The sequence below is a fragment of the Roseisolibacter agri genome (assembly GCF_030159095.1).
GTDB classification, from domain to species: Bacteria; Gemmatimonadota; Gemmatimonadetes; order Gemmatimonadales; family Gemmatimonadaceae; genus Roseisolibacter; species Roseisolibacter agri.
Window position 1 is genome coordinate 1 of record NZ_BRXS01000012.1, and the last position, 14,365, is coordinate 14,365.

The following is a 14,365-nucleotide window of genomic DNA, read 5'->3' on the forward strand; positions in this document are numbered from 1 at the left end:
GTGGCTCAAGCGCTGGCGGCGCGTGGCGACGCGGGCCGAGAAGCTCGCCGTCACCTACCGCGCCGCCATCTGCCTCGTCCTCGCCGCCCGCTACGCAACGCGGTACTTCTCAGACACTACCTAGCGCAGGAAGCGGCGCGCCAGCTGCTCCAGGCGCTCGTCGCCCGCCGCCTCGGCCTCCGCGCGCAGCGCCTCGACGTACGGGTGGAGCTTCGGCTCCCCCCAGTAGTACCCCGTCTGCCGCTCGGCCAGCTGCGTCTCGCTCACGCGCGCGGCCTCCAGCAACGCCCGGGCGGCGATGCGGTCGTAGTCGGGATCGTCCCGGTCGGGGAGCCCGTAGTTGCGGCGGGGCATCTCCCCTTCCGCGTCGTCCCTCAGGAATGCCTGCGACATGCGTGCGCCTCCGACGGTCCTCGCGCGATCCCGCGCCTGAAGTGCAACATAGCCGTCCGAAGGGCGAACTGCTCTGAGCTGCTTCAGACAGGATTATCAGGATTTGCAGGATCAACAGGATTCGCTCCGTGTGGCTCGAGAGGCTGTAGCGCCACACGGACACCACATCCTGTAAATCCTGGCAATCCTGATAATCCTGTCCGATGCCGTTCCGGTTCTCGCGCGCCGGACCCGAACGGCAAGAGCAGACAGGATTAGACGGATTGAACGGACAATGGCGGATTACGCTCCGCGTGGTGCACAGGGACATCGCCGCCACACCGAGTGAAATCCGCTCTTGTCTGTCTAATCCGTCTAATCCTGTCCAATGCAGTTCGCCGTTCGGGCCGGGCGCGTCCTGCTGCTAGCTTCCACTCCCCATGACCGCACCCACCGACACCCACCGACGCGCCGCCCTGCGCGGCCGCGAGTCCGTCGCCCGCTGGCGCCTGCGCGGCGCCGTGTGGGCGGGCGGGCTGTACACCATCACGTTCGCGGTGCTGAGCGTCGTGCCGCTGCTGGAGCCGGGCGGGCCGGAGTGGGGCTCGCTGGTCGTGATGGTGCTCGCGACCCTCGGCACCGCGTGGGCCACCCTGCGACTGCGGCGCGGGAGCCGCGTCGCCGCCTGTGCGCTGCTCGGCTGGTTCGTCTTCACGAAGCTCGCGAGCTGGCTGATCACGGGGCAGCCGCTCTGGCACGGCGCGATCTGGACGCTGATCATCGGCGGCGCGCTCGTGAACGGCGTGTGGGGCGCCTTCGAGCTGGCGCGCGTCGCGCGTGAGTCCGCCGACGTGCCGCCCGCCCCCGCGTATGCGACATCGCGGCGCCTGACCTTCGGCGAGCGCGCGTGACGACGGCGCCCACGCGCGCGCTCCCGCTCGACGCCATCGCGGGCTGGGAGGCCGCGATCCTCGCCAGCATCGCGGGCGCGTCCGGCTCGCTCGACGAGCGCCACGCGCAGATCGCGCGCTCGGGGCTCTACGGCGAGTATCCCGCGATCCTCGCCGCGTACCACGCGCTGCTCGCGCACCCCACGAGCGGCGCCGAGGCGCTGAAGCGCGCGACCTTCCTCGCGTGGTGGAGCGCCGTGGCGCCGCCCGCGCAGTCGGCGATCCTCGAGCTGCCCGAGGCGCTCGTGCGCGACGTCGTGCACGCGCTCGAGCGCCGGCTGCAGCGCGGCGCCGGCGACGACGAGCTGCGGTGGATGCTCGCGTGGTACCACGGCTGCGCGCCGCTGCCGTTCGACGTCTACGGCAGCGGCGGCGACGCGATCGCCGGCTTCGTCGCGGGCCACGCGGTGGACGGCTGGCGCACGCGCGCGCTCGCGCCGGCCGCCTTCAGGAACCGCGGCCAGATGGGCCGCTACTGGCGCGAGCTGCTGGACGGCCGCCGCCTGGGCGCCGCGGGCTGACGGCCACGGTGGCATCGCGCGACACGCGGCGCATATTGGGCGCATGTGCCGGAACATCAAACGACTCGCCAACTTCGAGCCGCCCGCGACGGACGACGAGATCCGCGCGTCGGCGCTGCAGTTCGTGCGGAAGCTGAGCGGGATGAACGCGCCGTCGCGCGCCAACGAGGCCGCGTTCACGCGCGCGGTGGACGAGGTGGCCGCCGCCGCGCACCGCCTGCTGGACGGGCTCGTGACGAGCGCGCCGCCGCGCGACCGCGAGGAGGAGGCGCGGCGCGCGCGGGCGCGCTACGCGTGACCTGCGCCGGACTCACGCCTGACGGCGCACGCGCGGCATCTCGCGCGTCTCCAGCGGCGCGAGCTGCATGACCGGCCAGCTGGCGACCGACGACCCGCTCGGCTGATGCCACTCGCGCATGGCCAGCTCCTCGACCGCGCGCGTCTCGCCCGCCCACAGCAGGTCGAGCCCGCACCGCCCGCCGAGCTCCGCGCGCGGCGTGCGCAGCCAGCGACGCACGTCGCGGTCGTCGCCGAAGACGTCGCGCAGCACGACGACCGCGAACCACCCGCGCGCCACGCGGCGGACGACGCTCGCCAGCGGGACGCCGCGCGCGGTGTACGGCGCCAGCCCGAGGAGGGCCGCGATCTCCGCCGCGGTGGGAAGACGCGTGCGGTCGCCGCACAGCCACTGCTCCAGCTCCAGCCTGGTCATCGTCGCACTCCCGGCACGTCGGTTCGGCGCCTCTTCGGGGAGGCCAAGCTAGACGGAACAGATGTCGCCGCAAGGCGCCCCGGCCCGGTCGTCTGCGTGGAGGGGCCGAGCGCGGTCGGGAAGACGACGCTGGTCGCGGCACTGGCGCGGACGGCCGGCGCAGCGGTGCTGCCAGAGCTGGACGCGCGCGGCGCGCCGCCGCCCGCGGAGTCGGCGGCGTGGTTCGTGGACGCGCACGCCGCGCAGTGGCGCCGCGCCCGCGCGCTGGCGGAGCGGGCGCCGCTCGCCGTGCTCGACGGCGATCCGTTCAAGGGGCTGTGGTACGGGCCGACGTTCGCCGACGCAGGGTGGCCGGGCCTCGACGTCGTCGTCCCGCTGCACGCGGCGGCCGTCGCGTCCGGCGCGCTGGGCTTCCCCGACCTGTACGTCGCGCTCGACGCGACGGAGGCGCGGCTGCGCGCGCGGCGCGCCGGCGACGCCACGCGCACGCGCCGCGGCTTCGAGCGGCACCTGCGGCTGGTCGATCCGCTGCGGCGCTGGTTCGCGGCGCTCGCGGCCGTCGCCCCCGAGCGCGTGCTGCGCGTCGACACCACCGACGCGGATCCCGACGCGCTCGCCGACGCGGTGCTCGCGCGCGTCGCGGAGCTGCCACCGGAGCCGCCCGACGCGCCGCGGCTGCTCGCGCGGCTGCTCGCGCGGTTGCTCGCGCAGCTGCGGGCCTGAGCGTCGGCGACCCGTTGTCAGGGCTCCGTGTGCGCCCTGGCGTCGATCGTGGGACGGCGCGAGCTTCGACCGGCGCGTCCCACGCACGTTCCACGCGCACCCGACGCGCCCTCCACGCGCTCCCGCCTCCCCTTGAGCACCGTGTCCCAGCCCGCGCGCCCGATTCCGGCGCCGCTCACCCCACCGGCGGCGCCGGCGGCACCACCGCCCGCGCGTCCGGGGAAGGGGAGCCGCTACGACCGCTCGATCGTCGAGGGGCCGCTGCAGCAGGCGGTGTGGAAGATCGCGTGGCCGACGATGCTGACGAACATCATCGGCGGGCTGCAGGGGATCGTCGACCACGTGCTCGTCGGCCACCTCGTCGGCTTCACCGCCAACGCGGCCATCGGCGTGGCGTGGCAGATCTTCCTCGTCGTCATCGCCTTCATCTCGTCGCTGTTCACCGGGATGAGCGTGCTGGTCGCGCGCTTCGCCGGCGCGGGCGACGAGGAGAGCGTGGACCGCACGGTCTACCAGGGCTTCCTGACGGCGATCGGCATCTCGCTGTTCGTGATGGCGCCGGTGGGATGGTTCGCGTCGCCGGTGCTGCTCGACTTCGTGAACGCCGCGCCCCGCGTGAAGGCCGAGGCGCTCCCGTTCCTGCGGATCATGTTCCTCTGCAGCAGCGGGATGCTCGTCTTCTTCATGCTCGGCGGCGCGCTCCGCTCGGCCGGCGACGCGCGCACGCCGATGGTGATCGGCATCGTGGCGACGGTGCTGAACCTGGTGCTCAACGTCATCCTCATCCGCGGCCTCGGTCCGATCCCCGCGTTCGGCACCGCCGGCTCGGCGATGGGGACGGTGATCGCGATGGGGCTCGTCGGCATCTACGCGCTGGCGAAGCTGTGGGGCGGCGGGTGGGTGGTGAAGTTCCCGCGACACCACGGCTTCGGGCCCGACTGGACGATCATCCGCTCGCTCTTCCGCTTCGGGCTGCCCGCGGGCGTGCAGGGGATCGCGATGAACGTCGGCGGCGTGCTGATGCTCTCGTTCATCGGCTCGCTGGCGCAGAGCGCGGCGGCGCAGGCGGCGTTCGCGGTGTCGTACTCGCAGCTCTTCTCGCTCATCACGTGGACGTCAGTGGGGCTGATGGGCGCCGCCGCCGCGGTCGCGGGGCAGAACCTCGGCGCGCACCAGCCGGAGCGCGCGGAGGCGGCGGTGCACGTCGCGGCGCGCTTCGGCCTCGCGGGCGCGGCGCTGATCGGGCTCGCGTTCCTGCTGATCCCGCGGCAGCTGCTGGCGGTGTTCGGGATGAACGAGCCCGACGTCGTGGAGATCGGCACCCAGCTCCTGCGCGTGCTGAGCCTCTCGGGGCTCTTCATCACGGTCGCGCTGACGTACACGGGCGGGCTGCAGGGCACGGGCGACACCAAGAGCCCGCTCTACATCTCGATCGTCTCGCAGATCGCGGTGCCGCTGGGGATCTGCTTCGTGGTCCGGGAGACGGGGACGCTGCAGCCGCTGCACGTCTGGGTGGCGATCCTGGTGGGCCACGCGACGCGGTGCGCGCTGAGCGTGTGGCGGTTCAACCAGGGGAAGTGGCGGGGGATCCAGGTGGGCGTGGCAGGGCAGTGAGGCTGCGGGCTGCGGGCTGCGGATCTGAACGACGACTGCAAGAAGACAGGATGACAGGATGACGCAGAGGCTCCGCGTGGCGCGCTGCTCCAAGCGCCGGGGCGGAGCCTCTGCGTCATCCTGTCATCCTGTCCAATGTCGTTCCGGGGCTCGCGCGCCGGACCCCTGCTGCCTTTGGGGAGGACGCGGATGCGCCGGATCGGAACGGATCATTCGGATCGCTCCGCGTGGCGGCGATGCTCCATGCACCGCGAGGAGCCATCCGCAGCATCCGCTTCATCCGGAGCATCCGCATTCTCTCCAAAGGCCAAACGGCCCCAGGGCGCCGAAGCGTCCCGAGGCCGTTCACGCACCACGCAGCACACAGCACGAAGCACGCAGCGCGTCGTTCACTCCCGCTCGAAGAACGGCGGCGGCGTGATCCCCAGCGCGCGCAGGTACACGTAGCCCTGCCCGCGGTGGTGGATCTCGTTGTCCACGCAGTACAGCAGCAGCTCGTAGAGCGGCGCCGTGTACTGGCCGAACGCGGTCGTCGTCTCCTGGAAGCGCGCCGGCGGGATCTGCCCCCAGAGCGCGTCGATCTCCGCCGTGCTCTCGTCCCACGCCTTCAGCAGCTCGGCCTTCGGGCGCGGGGCGCGGTCGAACGTCGTCTCCCACTCGCCCGTCACGCTCCCCCGCACCATCGGCGCGGCCATGCTCAGCATCTCCAGGGCGAGCACGCCGAACGACCGCATGCCGCCCACCGCGAAGGTGAAGAGCTGGTCCTCGGGGAACGCCTCGATCACCCGGCGCGTCAGCCGGCGGTGGCCCTGCCAGTGCGCGCGCAGCGCCTCCGGCGTCAGGGCGATGGCGGCGGACCCCGTGTAGGCGGCGGGTGAGGATGCGGCGGCGGTGGACACGGCGGACCTCCAGCGTTGGGGCGACGATTCGGGGTTCGTTCGGGACACCAACCTACCCGAGTCAGATGTTCATTCAAGAGCGCCCTCGCGCCCGCGCCGCGGCACGGATGGCGCCTCCCTGCCCGGCCATGCCGCCGTTCACCCCATCCGTCCGGCCCGCCCTGCTCCTCCTGCTCGCGGCGTCCGTGGCCGCCTGCGCCCCCGCTGCCGGCGGCGGGGTGGACACGCCGGCGTCGCCTGCACCCGGGCCTGCACCCGGGCCTGCACCCGCTCCCACGCTGCCGCCGGCGCCATGGACGGGCGCGCGCCTGAGCGCCTCCGCGGTGCCGGCCGTCTACCGCGCCCAGTGGACGCGCGCCGCCAACCGCGCGACCTGCGCCCTGGTCGCGCCGCGCGCGCTGGGCGAGGGCGCCGGCGCGATCCCGCGCGCCGCGACCTACTCGGGCGGCTGGGCGGTCGCCTACGACCGGCCGGGGCAGCGCGGCGCCTTCGGTGTCGCGGGCAGCGGCACCACCGCCGACGGCGCGTCCTACGCCTGGCCCGACACGCTCCGCTGGGCCGACGGCAGCTCGGCCGGCTATGGCCTCGAGGGCGGCACCGGCCCGAGCCATCTCGCCTACCTGCAGATCGCCGGACAGGGGTGCCTCTACAACGTCTGGTCGCGGCTGGGCCGCGCGCACCTCGTAGCGCTGCTCTCGGAGCTGCGCTTCGTGGAGTAGCGCGCCGGACCCCTTCGGACCTTCTGGGGGGATGCGGATGCTGCGGATGAGAACGGATCATTCGGATCGCCCCGCGTGGCGGCGACGTCCCACGCGCCGAGTGGAACGATCCGTTCGATCCGTTCCGATCCGGAGCATCCGCATCCCGCCAAGAGGCCAACGGGTCCGGCGCGACGGGCGGGCTACGCCGCCGGCGAATCCGCGGCCCGTCGCCCGGCGCGCCCCCGTCTGGCGGGCCGAGGCGGGCGCGTGCTACTCTAGCCGCGCCCTGCGTCCCCTGCCGCGGTCCGCGGCCCCTCCCGTTCCGGACGACCCGTGACCGACTCCCAGCGCGTGCGCGCGATCGCCCTCATCGGCGCGATGGACGGCGCGCGGCACCTGACGCACACCACCAACTTCCCGCTCGATCCGGCGAAGATGCTCCCGGCCGCCGACGTCCTGCTGCTCGTCGCGGGCGAGGACGCGGAGTCGCCCGGCGCGATGCTCTTCCGCTACACGGCGCACGGCGAGATCGGCGGCGACACGTGGCATCCGACGGCCGCCGACGCGCGCGAGCAGGCCGGCGAGGAGTACCGCGACGCCCTCGGCGAGTGGATCGACGTGCCCGACGACGTCGCCGACGCGCACGCCTTCGCCGTGCAGTACGCGGCCGAGCGGCTGGACGGGCGCGACGACCGGTAGACGGCCCGTAGGCGCCCGGCCCGTGCGCGATGCCTTAGCATTCGCGCATGGACCTGCTGCGGCACGCGCTCTTCCAGGCGCTCCTCGTCACCATCATCGCGCTCTGGCTGCTGGGCGGCGTGCTCACGAGCGCGCGCGTGCGCCCCGTCACGTGGGCGCTGCTGGCGTTCGCGCTGGTGGTCGCGGCCGCGTCGTGGTGGAAGGTGCTGCGGGGACGTCGCGGATCTTGACGCGCCTCGCGCCCGATGGCGAGTTGAGGGAGCAGTCGGCGGTTCACTCCAGACCCGGAGGCCCCATGGCGGAGAAGGAATCGGCGGAGGTCGTGATCGAGCGCGTCCTGCTCCAGCAGTGGGACCCCCTCGGCGTCCACGAGCAGCCGGGGCCGCACAAGGAGTACGCGCCGTACGCGCACGACCTGTTCAGCCTCCTGATGCGCGGCGCGTCGGACGTGCAGGTGGAGCGGCGGCTGCGCGAGATCGCGCGCGACGACCTGCACCGCCCGGACTCGGCCGAGCGCGACCTGTCGGCGGTGGTGGCCGCGCTGCGCGCGGTGGAGAAGGCGTACTGACCGTGCGGCCGGCGCTCGCGGGCGTGGTGACCCTGACGACGCTGCTGGCGGCGTGCGCGGGCGCGGACGTGGAGCGCGCGCCCGCGCCGTCCACGCCGCCGGCGGCGCCATCGGCGCGCGCGGTCGACGTGGCGCGGTACACGGGCGACGACGACGAGCTGCCGCACCGCCTGTTCGGCTGCCTGTCGGGCGACAGCGCGGTGTACGCCGACGTGCGCGAGGACCCGAGCACGGGCGACACGGTCGGCGTCTGGATCACGCTCTGGCAGGCGGGCGACGGGATCGACGGCGTCAGCGAGTCGTCGTCGGGCAACGGCGTGCGCACCGATCCGGAGCCGTTCTCGCGCGTGCAGCTCGCGGGCGCGGACTCGCTCGCGCTGGACATGCCGCACGGCGGCGGCGAGAACGACACGACGCGCCTCGTGGGCCGCATCTCGTGCGAGCGGCTGTGGGGGCGCCAGCGCACGCACCGCGACATGCCGACGACGCCCGCGCTCTACCGACGACTGTACTGACGCCCGGACCGATGCCGCACGTCCGCCCCGCTGCCCCCGCCGACTGCGCGGCGGTAGCCGCGATCGCGCTCGAGGTGCACGCGCTCCACCACGCCGCGCACCCCGACCTCTTCCAGCCGCCGTCGCCCGCCGTCGCCACGGCCGAGAGCATGGCGCACCTGCTCGCGCAGCCCGGCCACCTGCTGCTCGTCGCCGTCGACGACGCGGACGCGGTGGTCGGCTACGCGCACGCCGAGACGCAGGTGACGCCGGCGTCGCCGTACAAGCGCGCGGCGGCGCTGCTGCACGTGCACGCGATGGCCGTCGCCGGCTCGCACCGCGGCCGCGGCATCGGGCACGCGCTCCTCGCCGCCGTACGCGAGGCCGCCACGGCGCGCGGCTGCGACGGCGTGTCGCTGGAGGTCTACGCGTTCAACGCCGCGGCGCGCGCGTTCTACGAGCGGGAGGGATTTCTGGGGCTGCGCGAGCGGATGGAGCTTCGACCCTGAAGGCTGCGTGCGGCGTGCGGCGTGTCTGGTAGCGACGCGCCGGACCCGAACGGCATTGCACGGATGAAGATCGGATAAGGTCTGATAAACGCCGATGCTCCGCACAGGGGCGAGGAACGTCGCCCGACGCGGAGCCATCCGCACTTATCAGATCTTGTCAGATCTCATCCTTGCTGCCGTTCGCCGTTCGGGTCCGGCGCACCGACACGTCCCGAGCGGCCGTGCACGCAGCACGCAGCGTCAGCCCGGATGATTCCGCATGTGGTCCGCCAGCGCGTGCAGCTTCTCGCGCAGCATCGTCCGCAGCGCGTCCGGCATCTCCTGCTCGTCCAGCGCGCGGTCCATGCACCACAGCCACTCGTCGCGCTCGCGCTCCGCGATCCGGAACGGGAAGTGGCGCATGCGCAGCCGCGGATGGCCGTGCTGCTCGACGTACACGGGCGGGCCGCCGGTCCAGCCGGTGAGGAACAGGTAGAGCTTCTCGCGCGACGCCTTGAGGCTGGCCGCGTGCAGCGCGCGCACCGTGCGGGCCTCGGGCGCGGTGTCCATCAGGTCGTAGAAGCGGTCCACCAGGCGGCGGATGCCGGCGTCGCCGCCGAGCTGCTCGTACGGCGTGGGCGCCGGCGTGGGGCTGGGCGTGGGGGACGACATGCTCGAAAGCTAAAGCGTGGCGGAACCGAACACGCCGCGCAGGAAGCCCTCCACCTCCCCGTGCAGCTCGGCGTGGAACGCGGCGCGGTCGAAGCCCGGCGGGTCCTGCGACGGCGCGAAGCCCGCGTGCGTCATCGCCGGCGGGAAGGGGCCGAGGAAGGAGAAGTGGCCCGCGTTCGGCACCACGCGATGCGTCAGCGGCGTCTCCGGCGGCAGGCCGCGCTTCACGATCACCGCGTGCCCCTCGGGCGTGTGCGGATCGTGCTCCGCCGTCAGCATCAGGATCGGCACGCGCACGTCGCGCAGCGCGCCCGGCGCCATGAACCACGGCGTCGCCGGCGCGAGCAGCACGAGCGCGCGCACGCGCGGGTCGCGCGGCACCGGCACCTCGCGCGACATGCCGTCCGCCGTCTCGCGCGGGAACGCCGTGGGCCGTCCGCCGGCCGCGGCGAGCGCGGTGTAGCCGCCCATCGAGTGGCCCACGATCGCCACCGCGTCCGGCGCGAGGTGCGGCCCGACGGCGACGTCGGCCGTCAGGTGGTCGACGACCAGCCGCAGGTGGCGTGGCCGCGCGGCGAGGTTCGCCTCGGTGTCCACGCGGCTGTTGTCGTTGCGGCTGTTGCCCGGGTGCTCGACCAGCGCGGCGACGAACCCCGCGCGCGCCAGATGCGCCGCGAGGTCGCGGTAGGCCAGGTGCGAGCCGCCCGAGCCGTGCGACACGAGCACCAGCGGATACGTCCCCGCCGCGACCGGCGCGTCCATCGCCACGTCCAGCGTGTACGGGCCGAGCCGCGTGGGGTGCGCGGGCGCGTCGGCCGGGTAGAGGACGACGATCGGGATCGGCGTCGCCGACTCGGGATCGGGGACGGCGATGGTGCGGCATCCGGCGGCGGCGGCAGGCATGCGGGCGAAGCTAACGCGCGGGCACGCCGGTGACGCGGGCGGCGCGCGCGTGGTACGCATCGGCATGCGCCGCTGCCGTCCCTTCCTCCGCCTGCTCGCCGTGCTCCTCGCCCCGCTCGTGACGGGCGCGTGCGGCTGGCTCACCGGGCCCGACGCGCCGGTCGACCCGCTCGCGATCACCGTGGCCGAGGGCGAGCTGCGCGTGGCCAACCGCGGCGCGCGCCCGGTGCACACCTTCGCGATCGACCGCGAGCGGTATGCGCTCATCCTCTGGGCGCCGTGCGTGGATCCCGTGCGCTGCCCCGCGCTCGCGCCCGGCGCCGTGGACACGACGCGCTTCGACGCGACGCGGAACGGGCTGGCGCGCGGCCGCGAGGCGCTGGTCGTGTGGTGGTACGCGCGCCCGTCGCCCACCGGTCCCGTGCCCGACAGCGTGCACACCGTCGTCGTGCCGCTCTGACGGACGCCGTCACCCCGGCTCGTCGTCGGCTCGCTAGCTTCGGAGGCGATGCGTCTCTCCATCCCTCCCCAGGCATGAGGATCGTCGGCGGCAGGTTCGCGGGCCGCGACCTCACCTCGCCGCGCGACTTCCGCGTGCGGCCCACCGCGGAGCACGTGCGCGCCGCGCTGCTCGACGTGCTCGCGCCCGACATCCAGGGCGCGCGCGTGCTCGACCTGTACGCGGGCACCGGCGCGCTGGGGCTGGAGGCCATCTCGCGCGGCGCGAAGTGGGCCGACTTCGTCGAGTTCCGCCCGTCCAGCCTGCACGCGCTGAAGGCGAACGTCGCCGCGCTGCGCGTGCGCGAGAAGGCGCGCATCCACGTCGTGGACGCGCTGCCGTTCGCGGGCGCGCTCAGGGAGGACGCCTACGACGTGGCGTTCGTCGACCCGCCGTACGGCTCGCGGCAGCTCGACCGCGTGATCGAGAGCTGGCAGGCGCGCCGCTTCGCCCGCGTGCTGGCGGCCGAGCATGCGCGCGACCACGTGCTGCCGCCGGGCGCGCTGCACCGCGCGTTCGACGACACGATGATCACCATCTACCGCCTCTGAGGCGCGCGCCCGGTCCCGCGTGCATCTTGCATGACGGATCGGGCGGCCGGACACCAGCAGCGGAGGGCAGGCGAGGGGCATGACGTCGGGACCGAAGGACGCGATCGCCGAAGGCGTGCCCGGCCACGACGCCGCGGCCGACGGCCCCGATCCGCTGCTCGCCGCGCTCGCCCAGCTGGCCGAGGGCGTCATCGTCACCGACGCCGCGGGGCGCATCACCTTCGTGAACGACGCCGCGACGCGGCTGCACGGCGTGTCGCGCCTGGACGTCCTGCCCGAGCAGTACGCCGATGCGTACCGCCTCCTCACCGAGGACGGCCGGCCGTACCCCGCCGACGAGCTGCCGCTGGCGCGCGCGGTGCGCCGCGGCGAGACCACGGTGGACGCGCGCTGGCGCATCCGCCGCCCCGATGGCACCGAGGCGCACGCGGTCGGCAGCGCGCGCCCGCTGGTGGGCCCGCGCGGCGAGCGGCTGGGCGCCGTGCTGACGGTGCGCGACGACACGGAGCGCGCCACCGCGGCCGCCGCCGCCCGCGAGCGCGACGCGCTGGCCGCGCGGCTGGCGGCGGCGTTCGCGCAGAGCCCCGTCAGCACCGTCGTCTACGACGCGTCGGGCCATCCCGTGGCCGTGAACCCCGCGTTCGAGCGGCTGTGGGGCGCGGCGCTGGCCGACGTGCCGCCCGACTACTCGGTGCTCACCGACCCGCAGCTGGAGGCGGCGGGCGTGCTGCCGCTGGTGCGCCGCGCGTTCGCGGGCGAGGCGGTCTCGATGCCGCCGCTGCGCTACGAGATGGAGCACGCGGTCGGCCGCGGGCGCGTGCTGTGGACGCAGGCGCACCTGTATCCCGTGCGCGGCGCGACGGGCGCGGTGGAGCAGGTGGTGCTGACGCACGAGGACGTGACCGCGCGCCACGACGCCGAGGCGGCGCTCGCGGCGACGGCGCGCCGCGCGGAGCGGCTGCAGGCGCTGTCGGCGGCGCTGGCGGTGGCGTCCACGGTGGACGAGGTGGCGCAGGCGGTCGTCGCGCACGCCGCGGCGGTGCTGCAGGCGGTGGGCATCGTGATCGCGCGGCTCGCGCCCGACGGCACGCACCTCGAGATCATGCGCGCCGGCGCGATGCCCGACGACGTGCAGGAGGAGTGGCGGCGCATCCCGCTCGACGCGCCGGTGCCGCTGGCCGCGGTGGCGCGCACCGGCGAGGCGGAGTTCCTCGCGTCGCGCGACGACTGGGCGGCGCGCTTCCCGGCGGTGCTGCCGCTGCTGGAGGCGACGGGCCACCACGCCAATGCCGTCGCGCCGCTGGTGGTGGACGGGCGCGTGCTGGGCGTGGTGGGCGCTGCGTACGACGCGCCGCGCGCGTTCGACGACGACGCGCGCGCGCTCACGCTGACGGTCGCGCACCAGTGCGCGCAGGCGCTGGAGCGCGCGCGCCTGTTCGAGGCGGAGCAGGCGGCGCGCGCGGAGTCGGAGGCGCAGTTCGCGCGCTTCCGCGCGGTGCAGGACGGCTCGCCCGACGGCTTCGTGCTGGCGCGCGCGGTCCGCGACGCGGGGGGCGCGGTCGAGGACTTCGAGTACGTGTACGCGAACCCGGCCGCCGACGCGCTGCTGGCGGGCGCGGCGCCGACCGTGACGGGCCTGCGCATGCGGACGCTCTTCCCGCACGCCGAGGCGTCGGGGCTGTTCACCGCCTACGCGGCCGTCGCCGACCGCGGCGTGCCGTTCCAGACCGAGATGGAGTACGACGCGGACGGCCTCGACACGGCGTTCCGCGTCTCGGTGGTGCGCGCCGCGCCCGACGAGGTGGCGATCAGCTTCAGCGACATCTCGGAGCGCGCGCGGCTGCGGCGCGCCGAGCAGGCGGCGCTGGCGCAGGCGCACGCGGCGCGCGAGCACCTGGAGCGCATCATCTCGCAGGCGCCGGTGTCGATGTACATCGCGCGCGGGCGCGAGCACGTGTACGAGGTGGTGAACGACGCGTGGTGCGCGATCGTGAAGAAGCGCCGCGAGGACGTCGTCGGCCGCTCGATGCGCGAGGCGTTCCCCGAGCTCGTGGGGCAGGGGATCTTCGAGCTGGTCGAGCATATCTACGACGGCGGCACGCCGCTCCGCCTGCCCGCGCAGCAGACGCGCCTCGACACCGACGGCACCGGGAAGCACACGGAGCACTTCTTCAACATCGTCTACCAGCCGCTGCGCGACGAGACGGGCGCGGTGTACGCGATGGCCGTCGTCGCCACCGAGGTGACGGAGCTCGTGCAGGCGCGGCGCGACGCGGAGGCCGCGCTGGCGACCGCGGAGGCGGCCAACCGCGCGAAGAGCGAGTTCCTCGCCGTGATGTCGCACGAGCTGCGCACGCCGCTCAATGCCATCGGCGGCTACGCGGAGCTGATCGAGCTCGGCATCCACGGGCCGGTGACGGAGGAGCAGCGCACCGCGCTGGCGCGCATCCAGACCAGCCAGCGCCACCTGCTGGGCCTCATCAACGAGGTGCTGAACTACACGCGCGTGGAGGCGGGCGCGGTGCGCTACGACGTGGCCGACGTGCCCGTGGCGGCGACGCTGGCGACGTGCGTGACGCTCGTATCGCCGCAGCTGGACGCGCGCCGCCTGTCGCTCACCGTGACGCCGTGCGAGCCGGCGCAGCTGGCGCTGCGCGCCGACCGCGAGAAGGTGCAGCAGATCGTGCTCAACCTGCTGTCGAACGCGATCAAGTTCACGGAGCCGGGCGGGCGGCTGGCGATGTGGTGCACGCCGGGCGCCGACCGCGTGGCGATCCACGTGTCGGACACCGGCCGCGGGATCGCGGCCGCGGAGCTGGAGCGCGTCTTCGAGCCGTTCGTGCAGGTGGACGCCTCGCGCACGCGCACGCAGGAGGGCGTCGGCCTCGGGCTGGCGATCAGCCGCGACCTCGCGCGCGGCATGGGCGGCGAGCTGACGGTCGAGAGCGTCCTCGGGACGGGCAGCACCTTCACCCTCGTGCTGCCGCGCGCGAGCTGAC

The 14,365-nt window shown here is 74.4% G+C and carries 19 protein-coding genes; 14 read left to right on the top strand and 5 right to left on the bottom strand.

Annotation, left to right across the window (positions count from 1 at the left end):
• Positions 1-120: 120 nt before the first annotated feature.
• Positions 121-393, bottom strand: coding sequence for a hypothetical protein (locus rosag_RS25055; protein ID WP_284352934.1), 273 nt, complete (start codon positions 391-393; stop codon positions 121-123).
• Positions 394-812: 419 nt separating this feature from the next.
• Between rosag_RS25055 and rosag_RS25060 the strand changes: the two genes are divergently transcribed.
• The 3 genes from rosag_RS25060 to rosag_RS25070 are packed head-to-tail and all read left to right on the top strand — an operon-like array spanning position 813 to position 2,141.
• Positions 813-1,283: a hypothetical protein gene (locus rosag_RS25060; protein WP_284352935.1), complete on the top strand. Its 471-nt coding sequence runs from the start codon at positions 813-815 to the stop codon at positions 1,281-1,283.
• On the top strand, positions 1,280-1,843 hold the full coding sequence (locus rosag_RS25065) for a hypothetical protein (RefSeq protein WP_284352936.1): 564 nt from the start codon (positions 1,280-1,282) through the stop codon (positions 1,841-1,843). Before rosag_RS25060 ends, rosag_RS25065 begins: the two co-directional genes overlap by 4 nt.
• 43 nt (positions 1,844-1,886) lie before the next feature.
• Complete coding sequence (locus tag rosag_RS25070) at positions 1,887-2,141, top strand: DUF2277 domain-containing protein (protein WP_284352937.1); 255 nt, start codon at positions 1,887-1,889, stop codon at positions 2,139-2,141.
• 12 nt (positions 2,142-2,153) lie between these two features.
• Here the strand turns inward: rosag_RS25070 and rosag_RS25075 are convergent, their stop codons facing one another.
• Positions 2,154-2,555: an MbcA/ParS/Xre antitoxin family protein gene (locus rosag_RS25075; protein ID WP_284352938.1), complete on the bottom strand. Its 402-nt coding sequence runs from the start codon at positions 2,553-2,555 to the stop codon at positions 2,154-2,156.
• Between the two features lie 96 nt (positions 2,556-2,651).
• Here rosag_RS25075 and rosag_RS25080 point away from each other — a divergent pair, with 96 nt between their 5' ends.
• Both rosag_RS25080 and rosag_RS25085 read left to right on the top strand, forming a co-directional pair.
• Positions 2,652-3,278 carry a hypothetical protein gene (locus rosag_RS25080; protein WP_284352939.1) on the top strand — a complete coding sequence of 209 codons (627 nt, stop codon included), beginning with the start codon at positions 2,652-2,654 and terminating at the stop codon, positions 3,276-3,278.
• Between the two features lie 141 nt (positions 3,279-3,419).
• The gene (locus rosag_RS25085; RefSeq protein WP_284352940.1) at positions 3,420-4,892 is read left to right on the top strand and encodes an MATE family efflux transporter; all 1,473 of its coding nucleotides are present in this window, start codon (positions 3,420-3,422) and stop codon (positions 4,890-4,892) included.
• 389 nt (positions 4,893-5,281) lie between these two features.
• Here the strand turns inward: rosag_RS25085 and rosag_RS25090 are convergent, their stop codons facing one another.
• The gene (locus rosag_RS25090; RefSeq protein WP_284352941.1) at positions 5,282-5,791 is read right to left on the bottom strand and encodes a DinB family protein; all 510 of its coding nucleotides are present in this window, start codon (positions 5,789-5,791) and stop codon (positions 5,282-5,284) included.
• Positions 5,792-6,114: 323 nt separating this feature from the next.
• Between rosag_RS25090 and rosag_RS25095 the strand changes: the two genes are divergently transcribed.
• The 6 genes from rosag_RS25095 (at position 6,115) to rosag_RS25120 (ending at position 8,762) form a co-directional block, all read left to right on the top strand.
• Positions 6,115-6,510, top strand: a complete 396-nt coding sequence (locus tag rosag_RS25095) for a hypothetical protein (protein WP_284352942.1) — start codon at positions 6,115-6,117, stop codon at positions 6,508-6,510.
• 315 nt (positions 6,511-6,825) lie between these two features.
• Positions 6,826-7,191: a hypothetical protein gene (locus tag rosag_RS25100; RefSeq protein ID WP_284352943.1), complete on the top strand. Its 366-nt coding sequence runs from the start codon at positions 6,826-6,828 to the stop codon at positions 7,189-7,191.
• 47 nt (positions 7,192-7,238) lie between these two features.
• A complete protein-coding gene (locus rosag_RS25105; protein WP_284352944.1) occupies positions 7,239-7,421 on the top strand; it encodes a hypothetical protein in 183 nt (60 codons plus the stop codon).
• Positions 7,422-7,486: 65 nt separating this feature from the next.
• The gene (locus rosag_RS25110) at positions 7,487-7,759 is read left to right on the top strand and encodes a hypothetical protein (protein WP_284352945.1); all 273 of its coding nucleotides are present in this window, start codon (positions 7,487-7,489) and stop codon (positions 7,757-7,759) included.
• Between the two features lie 2 nt (positions 7,760-7,761).
• Positions 7,762-8,274: a hypothetical protein gene (locus tag rosag_RS25115; RefSeq protein WP_284352946.1), complete on the top strand. Its 513-nt coding sequence runs from the start codon at positions 7,762-7,764 to the stop codon at positions 8,272-8,274.
• An 11-nt stretch (positions 8,275-8,285) separates the two neighbouring features.
• Positions 8,286-8,762 carry a GNAT family N-acetyltransferase gene (locus tag rosag_RS25120; RefSeq protein ID WP_284352947.1) on the top strand — a complete coding sequence of 159 codons (477 nt, stop codon included), beginning with the start codon at positions 8,286-8,288 and terminating at the stop codon, positions 8,760-8,762.
• 240 nt (positions 8,763-9,002) lie between these two features.
• On the opposite strand, the gene rosag_RS25125 is transcribed toward rosag_RS25120, so the two are convergent.
• Entirely contained in the window at positions 9,003-9,413 is a 411-nt protein-coding gene (locus tag rosag_RS25125) for a group II truncated hemoglobin (RefSeq protein WP_284352948.1), read from the bottom strand.
• A gap of 9 nt (positions 9,414-9,422) precedes the next feature.
• Entirely contained in the window at positions 9,423-10,316 is an 894-nt protein-coding gene (locus rosag_RS25130) for an alpha/beta hydrolase family protein (protein WP_284352949.1), read from the bottom strand.
• Between rosag_RS25130 and rosag_RS25135 the strand changes: the two genes are divergently transcribed.
• The 3 genes from rosag_RS25135 to rosag_RS25145 all read left to right on the top strand — a co-directional run bounded on the left by rosag_RS25135 (position 10,315) and on the right by rosag_RS25145 (position 14,364).
• Positions 10,315-10,776: a hypothetical protein gene (locus tag rosag_RS25135; protein WP_284352950.1), complete on the top strand. Its 462-nt coding sequence runs from the start codon at positions 10,315-10,317 to the stop codon at positions 10,774-10,776. The genes rosag_RS25130 and rosag_RS25135 overlap by 2 nt on opposite strands.
• A gap of 74 nt (positions 10,777-10,850) precedes the next feature.
• Positions 10,851-11,366, top strand: a complete 516-nt coding sequence (locus tag rosag_RS25140) for an RsmD family RNA methyltransferase (protein WP_284352951.1) — start codon at positions 10,851-10,853, stop codon at positions 11,364-11,366.
• Between the two features lie 79 nt (positions 11,367-11,445).
• Positions 11,446-14,364 (top strand): PAS domain-containing protein, encoded by a 2,919-nt coding sequence (locus tag rosag_RS25145; protein ID WP_284352952.1) that lies wholly within the window; start codon positions 11,446-11,448, stop codon positions 14,362-14,364.
• The last annotated feature ends 1 nt before the right edge of the window (position 14,365 follow it).

Bases quoted from the DNA above. Each gene is read 5' to 3' on its own strand.
- rosag_RS25055 (WP_284352934.1), bottom strand. From the start codon at position 393: ATGTCGCAGGCATTCCTGAGGGACGACGCGGAAGGGGAGATGCCCCGC.
- rosag_RS25060 (WP_284352935.1), top strand. From the start codon at position 813: ATGACCGCACCCACCGACACCCACCGACGCGCCGCCCTGCGCGGCCGC.
- rosag_RS25070 (WP_284352937.1), top strand. From the start codon at position 1,887: ATGTGCCGGAACATCAAACGACTCGCCAACTTCGAGCCGCCCGCGACG.
- rosag_RS25075 (WP_284352938.1), bottom strand. From the start codon at position 2,555: ATGACCAGGCTGGAGCTGGAGCAGTGGCTGTGCGGCGACCGCACGCGT.
- rosag_RS25105 (WP_284352944.1), top strand. From the start codon at position 7,239: ATGGACCTGCTGCGGCACGCGCTCTTCCAGGCGCTCCTCGTCACCATC.
- rosag_RS25110 (WP_284352945.1), top strand. From the start codon at position 7,487: ATGGCGGAGAAGGAATCGGCGGAGGTCGTGATCGAGCGCGTCCTGCTC.
- rosag_RS25120 (WP_284352947.1), top strand. From the start codon at position 8,286: ATGCCGCACGTCCGCCCCGCTGCCCCCGCCGACTGCGCGGCGGTAGCC.
- rosag_RS25125 (WP_284352948.1), bottom strand. From the start codon at position 9,413: ATGTCGTCCCCCACGCCCAGCCCCACGCCGGCGCCCACGCCGTACGAG.
- rosag_RS25135 (WP_284352950.1), top strand. From the start codon at position 10,315: ATGCGGGCGAAGCTAACGCGCGGGCACGCCGGTGACGCGGGCGGCGCG.
- rosag_RS25130 (WP_284352949.1), bottom strand. From the start codon at position 10,316: ATGCCTGCCGCCGCCGCCGGATGCCGCACCATCGCCGTCCCCGATCCC.
- rosag_RS25140 (WP_284352951.1), top strand. From the start codon at position 10,851: ATGAGGATCGTCGGCGGCAGGTTCGCGGGCCGCGACCTCACCTCGCCG.
- rosag_RS25145 (WP_284352952.1), top strand. From the start codon at position 11,446: ATGACGTCGGGACCGAAGGACGCGATCGCCGAAGGCGTGCCCGGCCAC.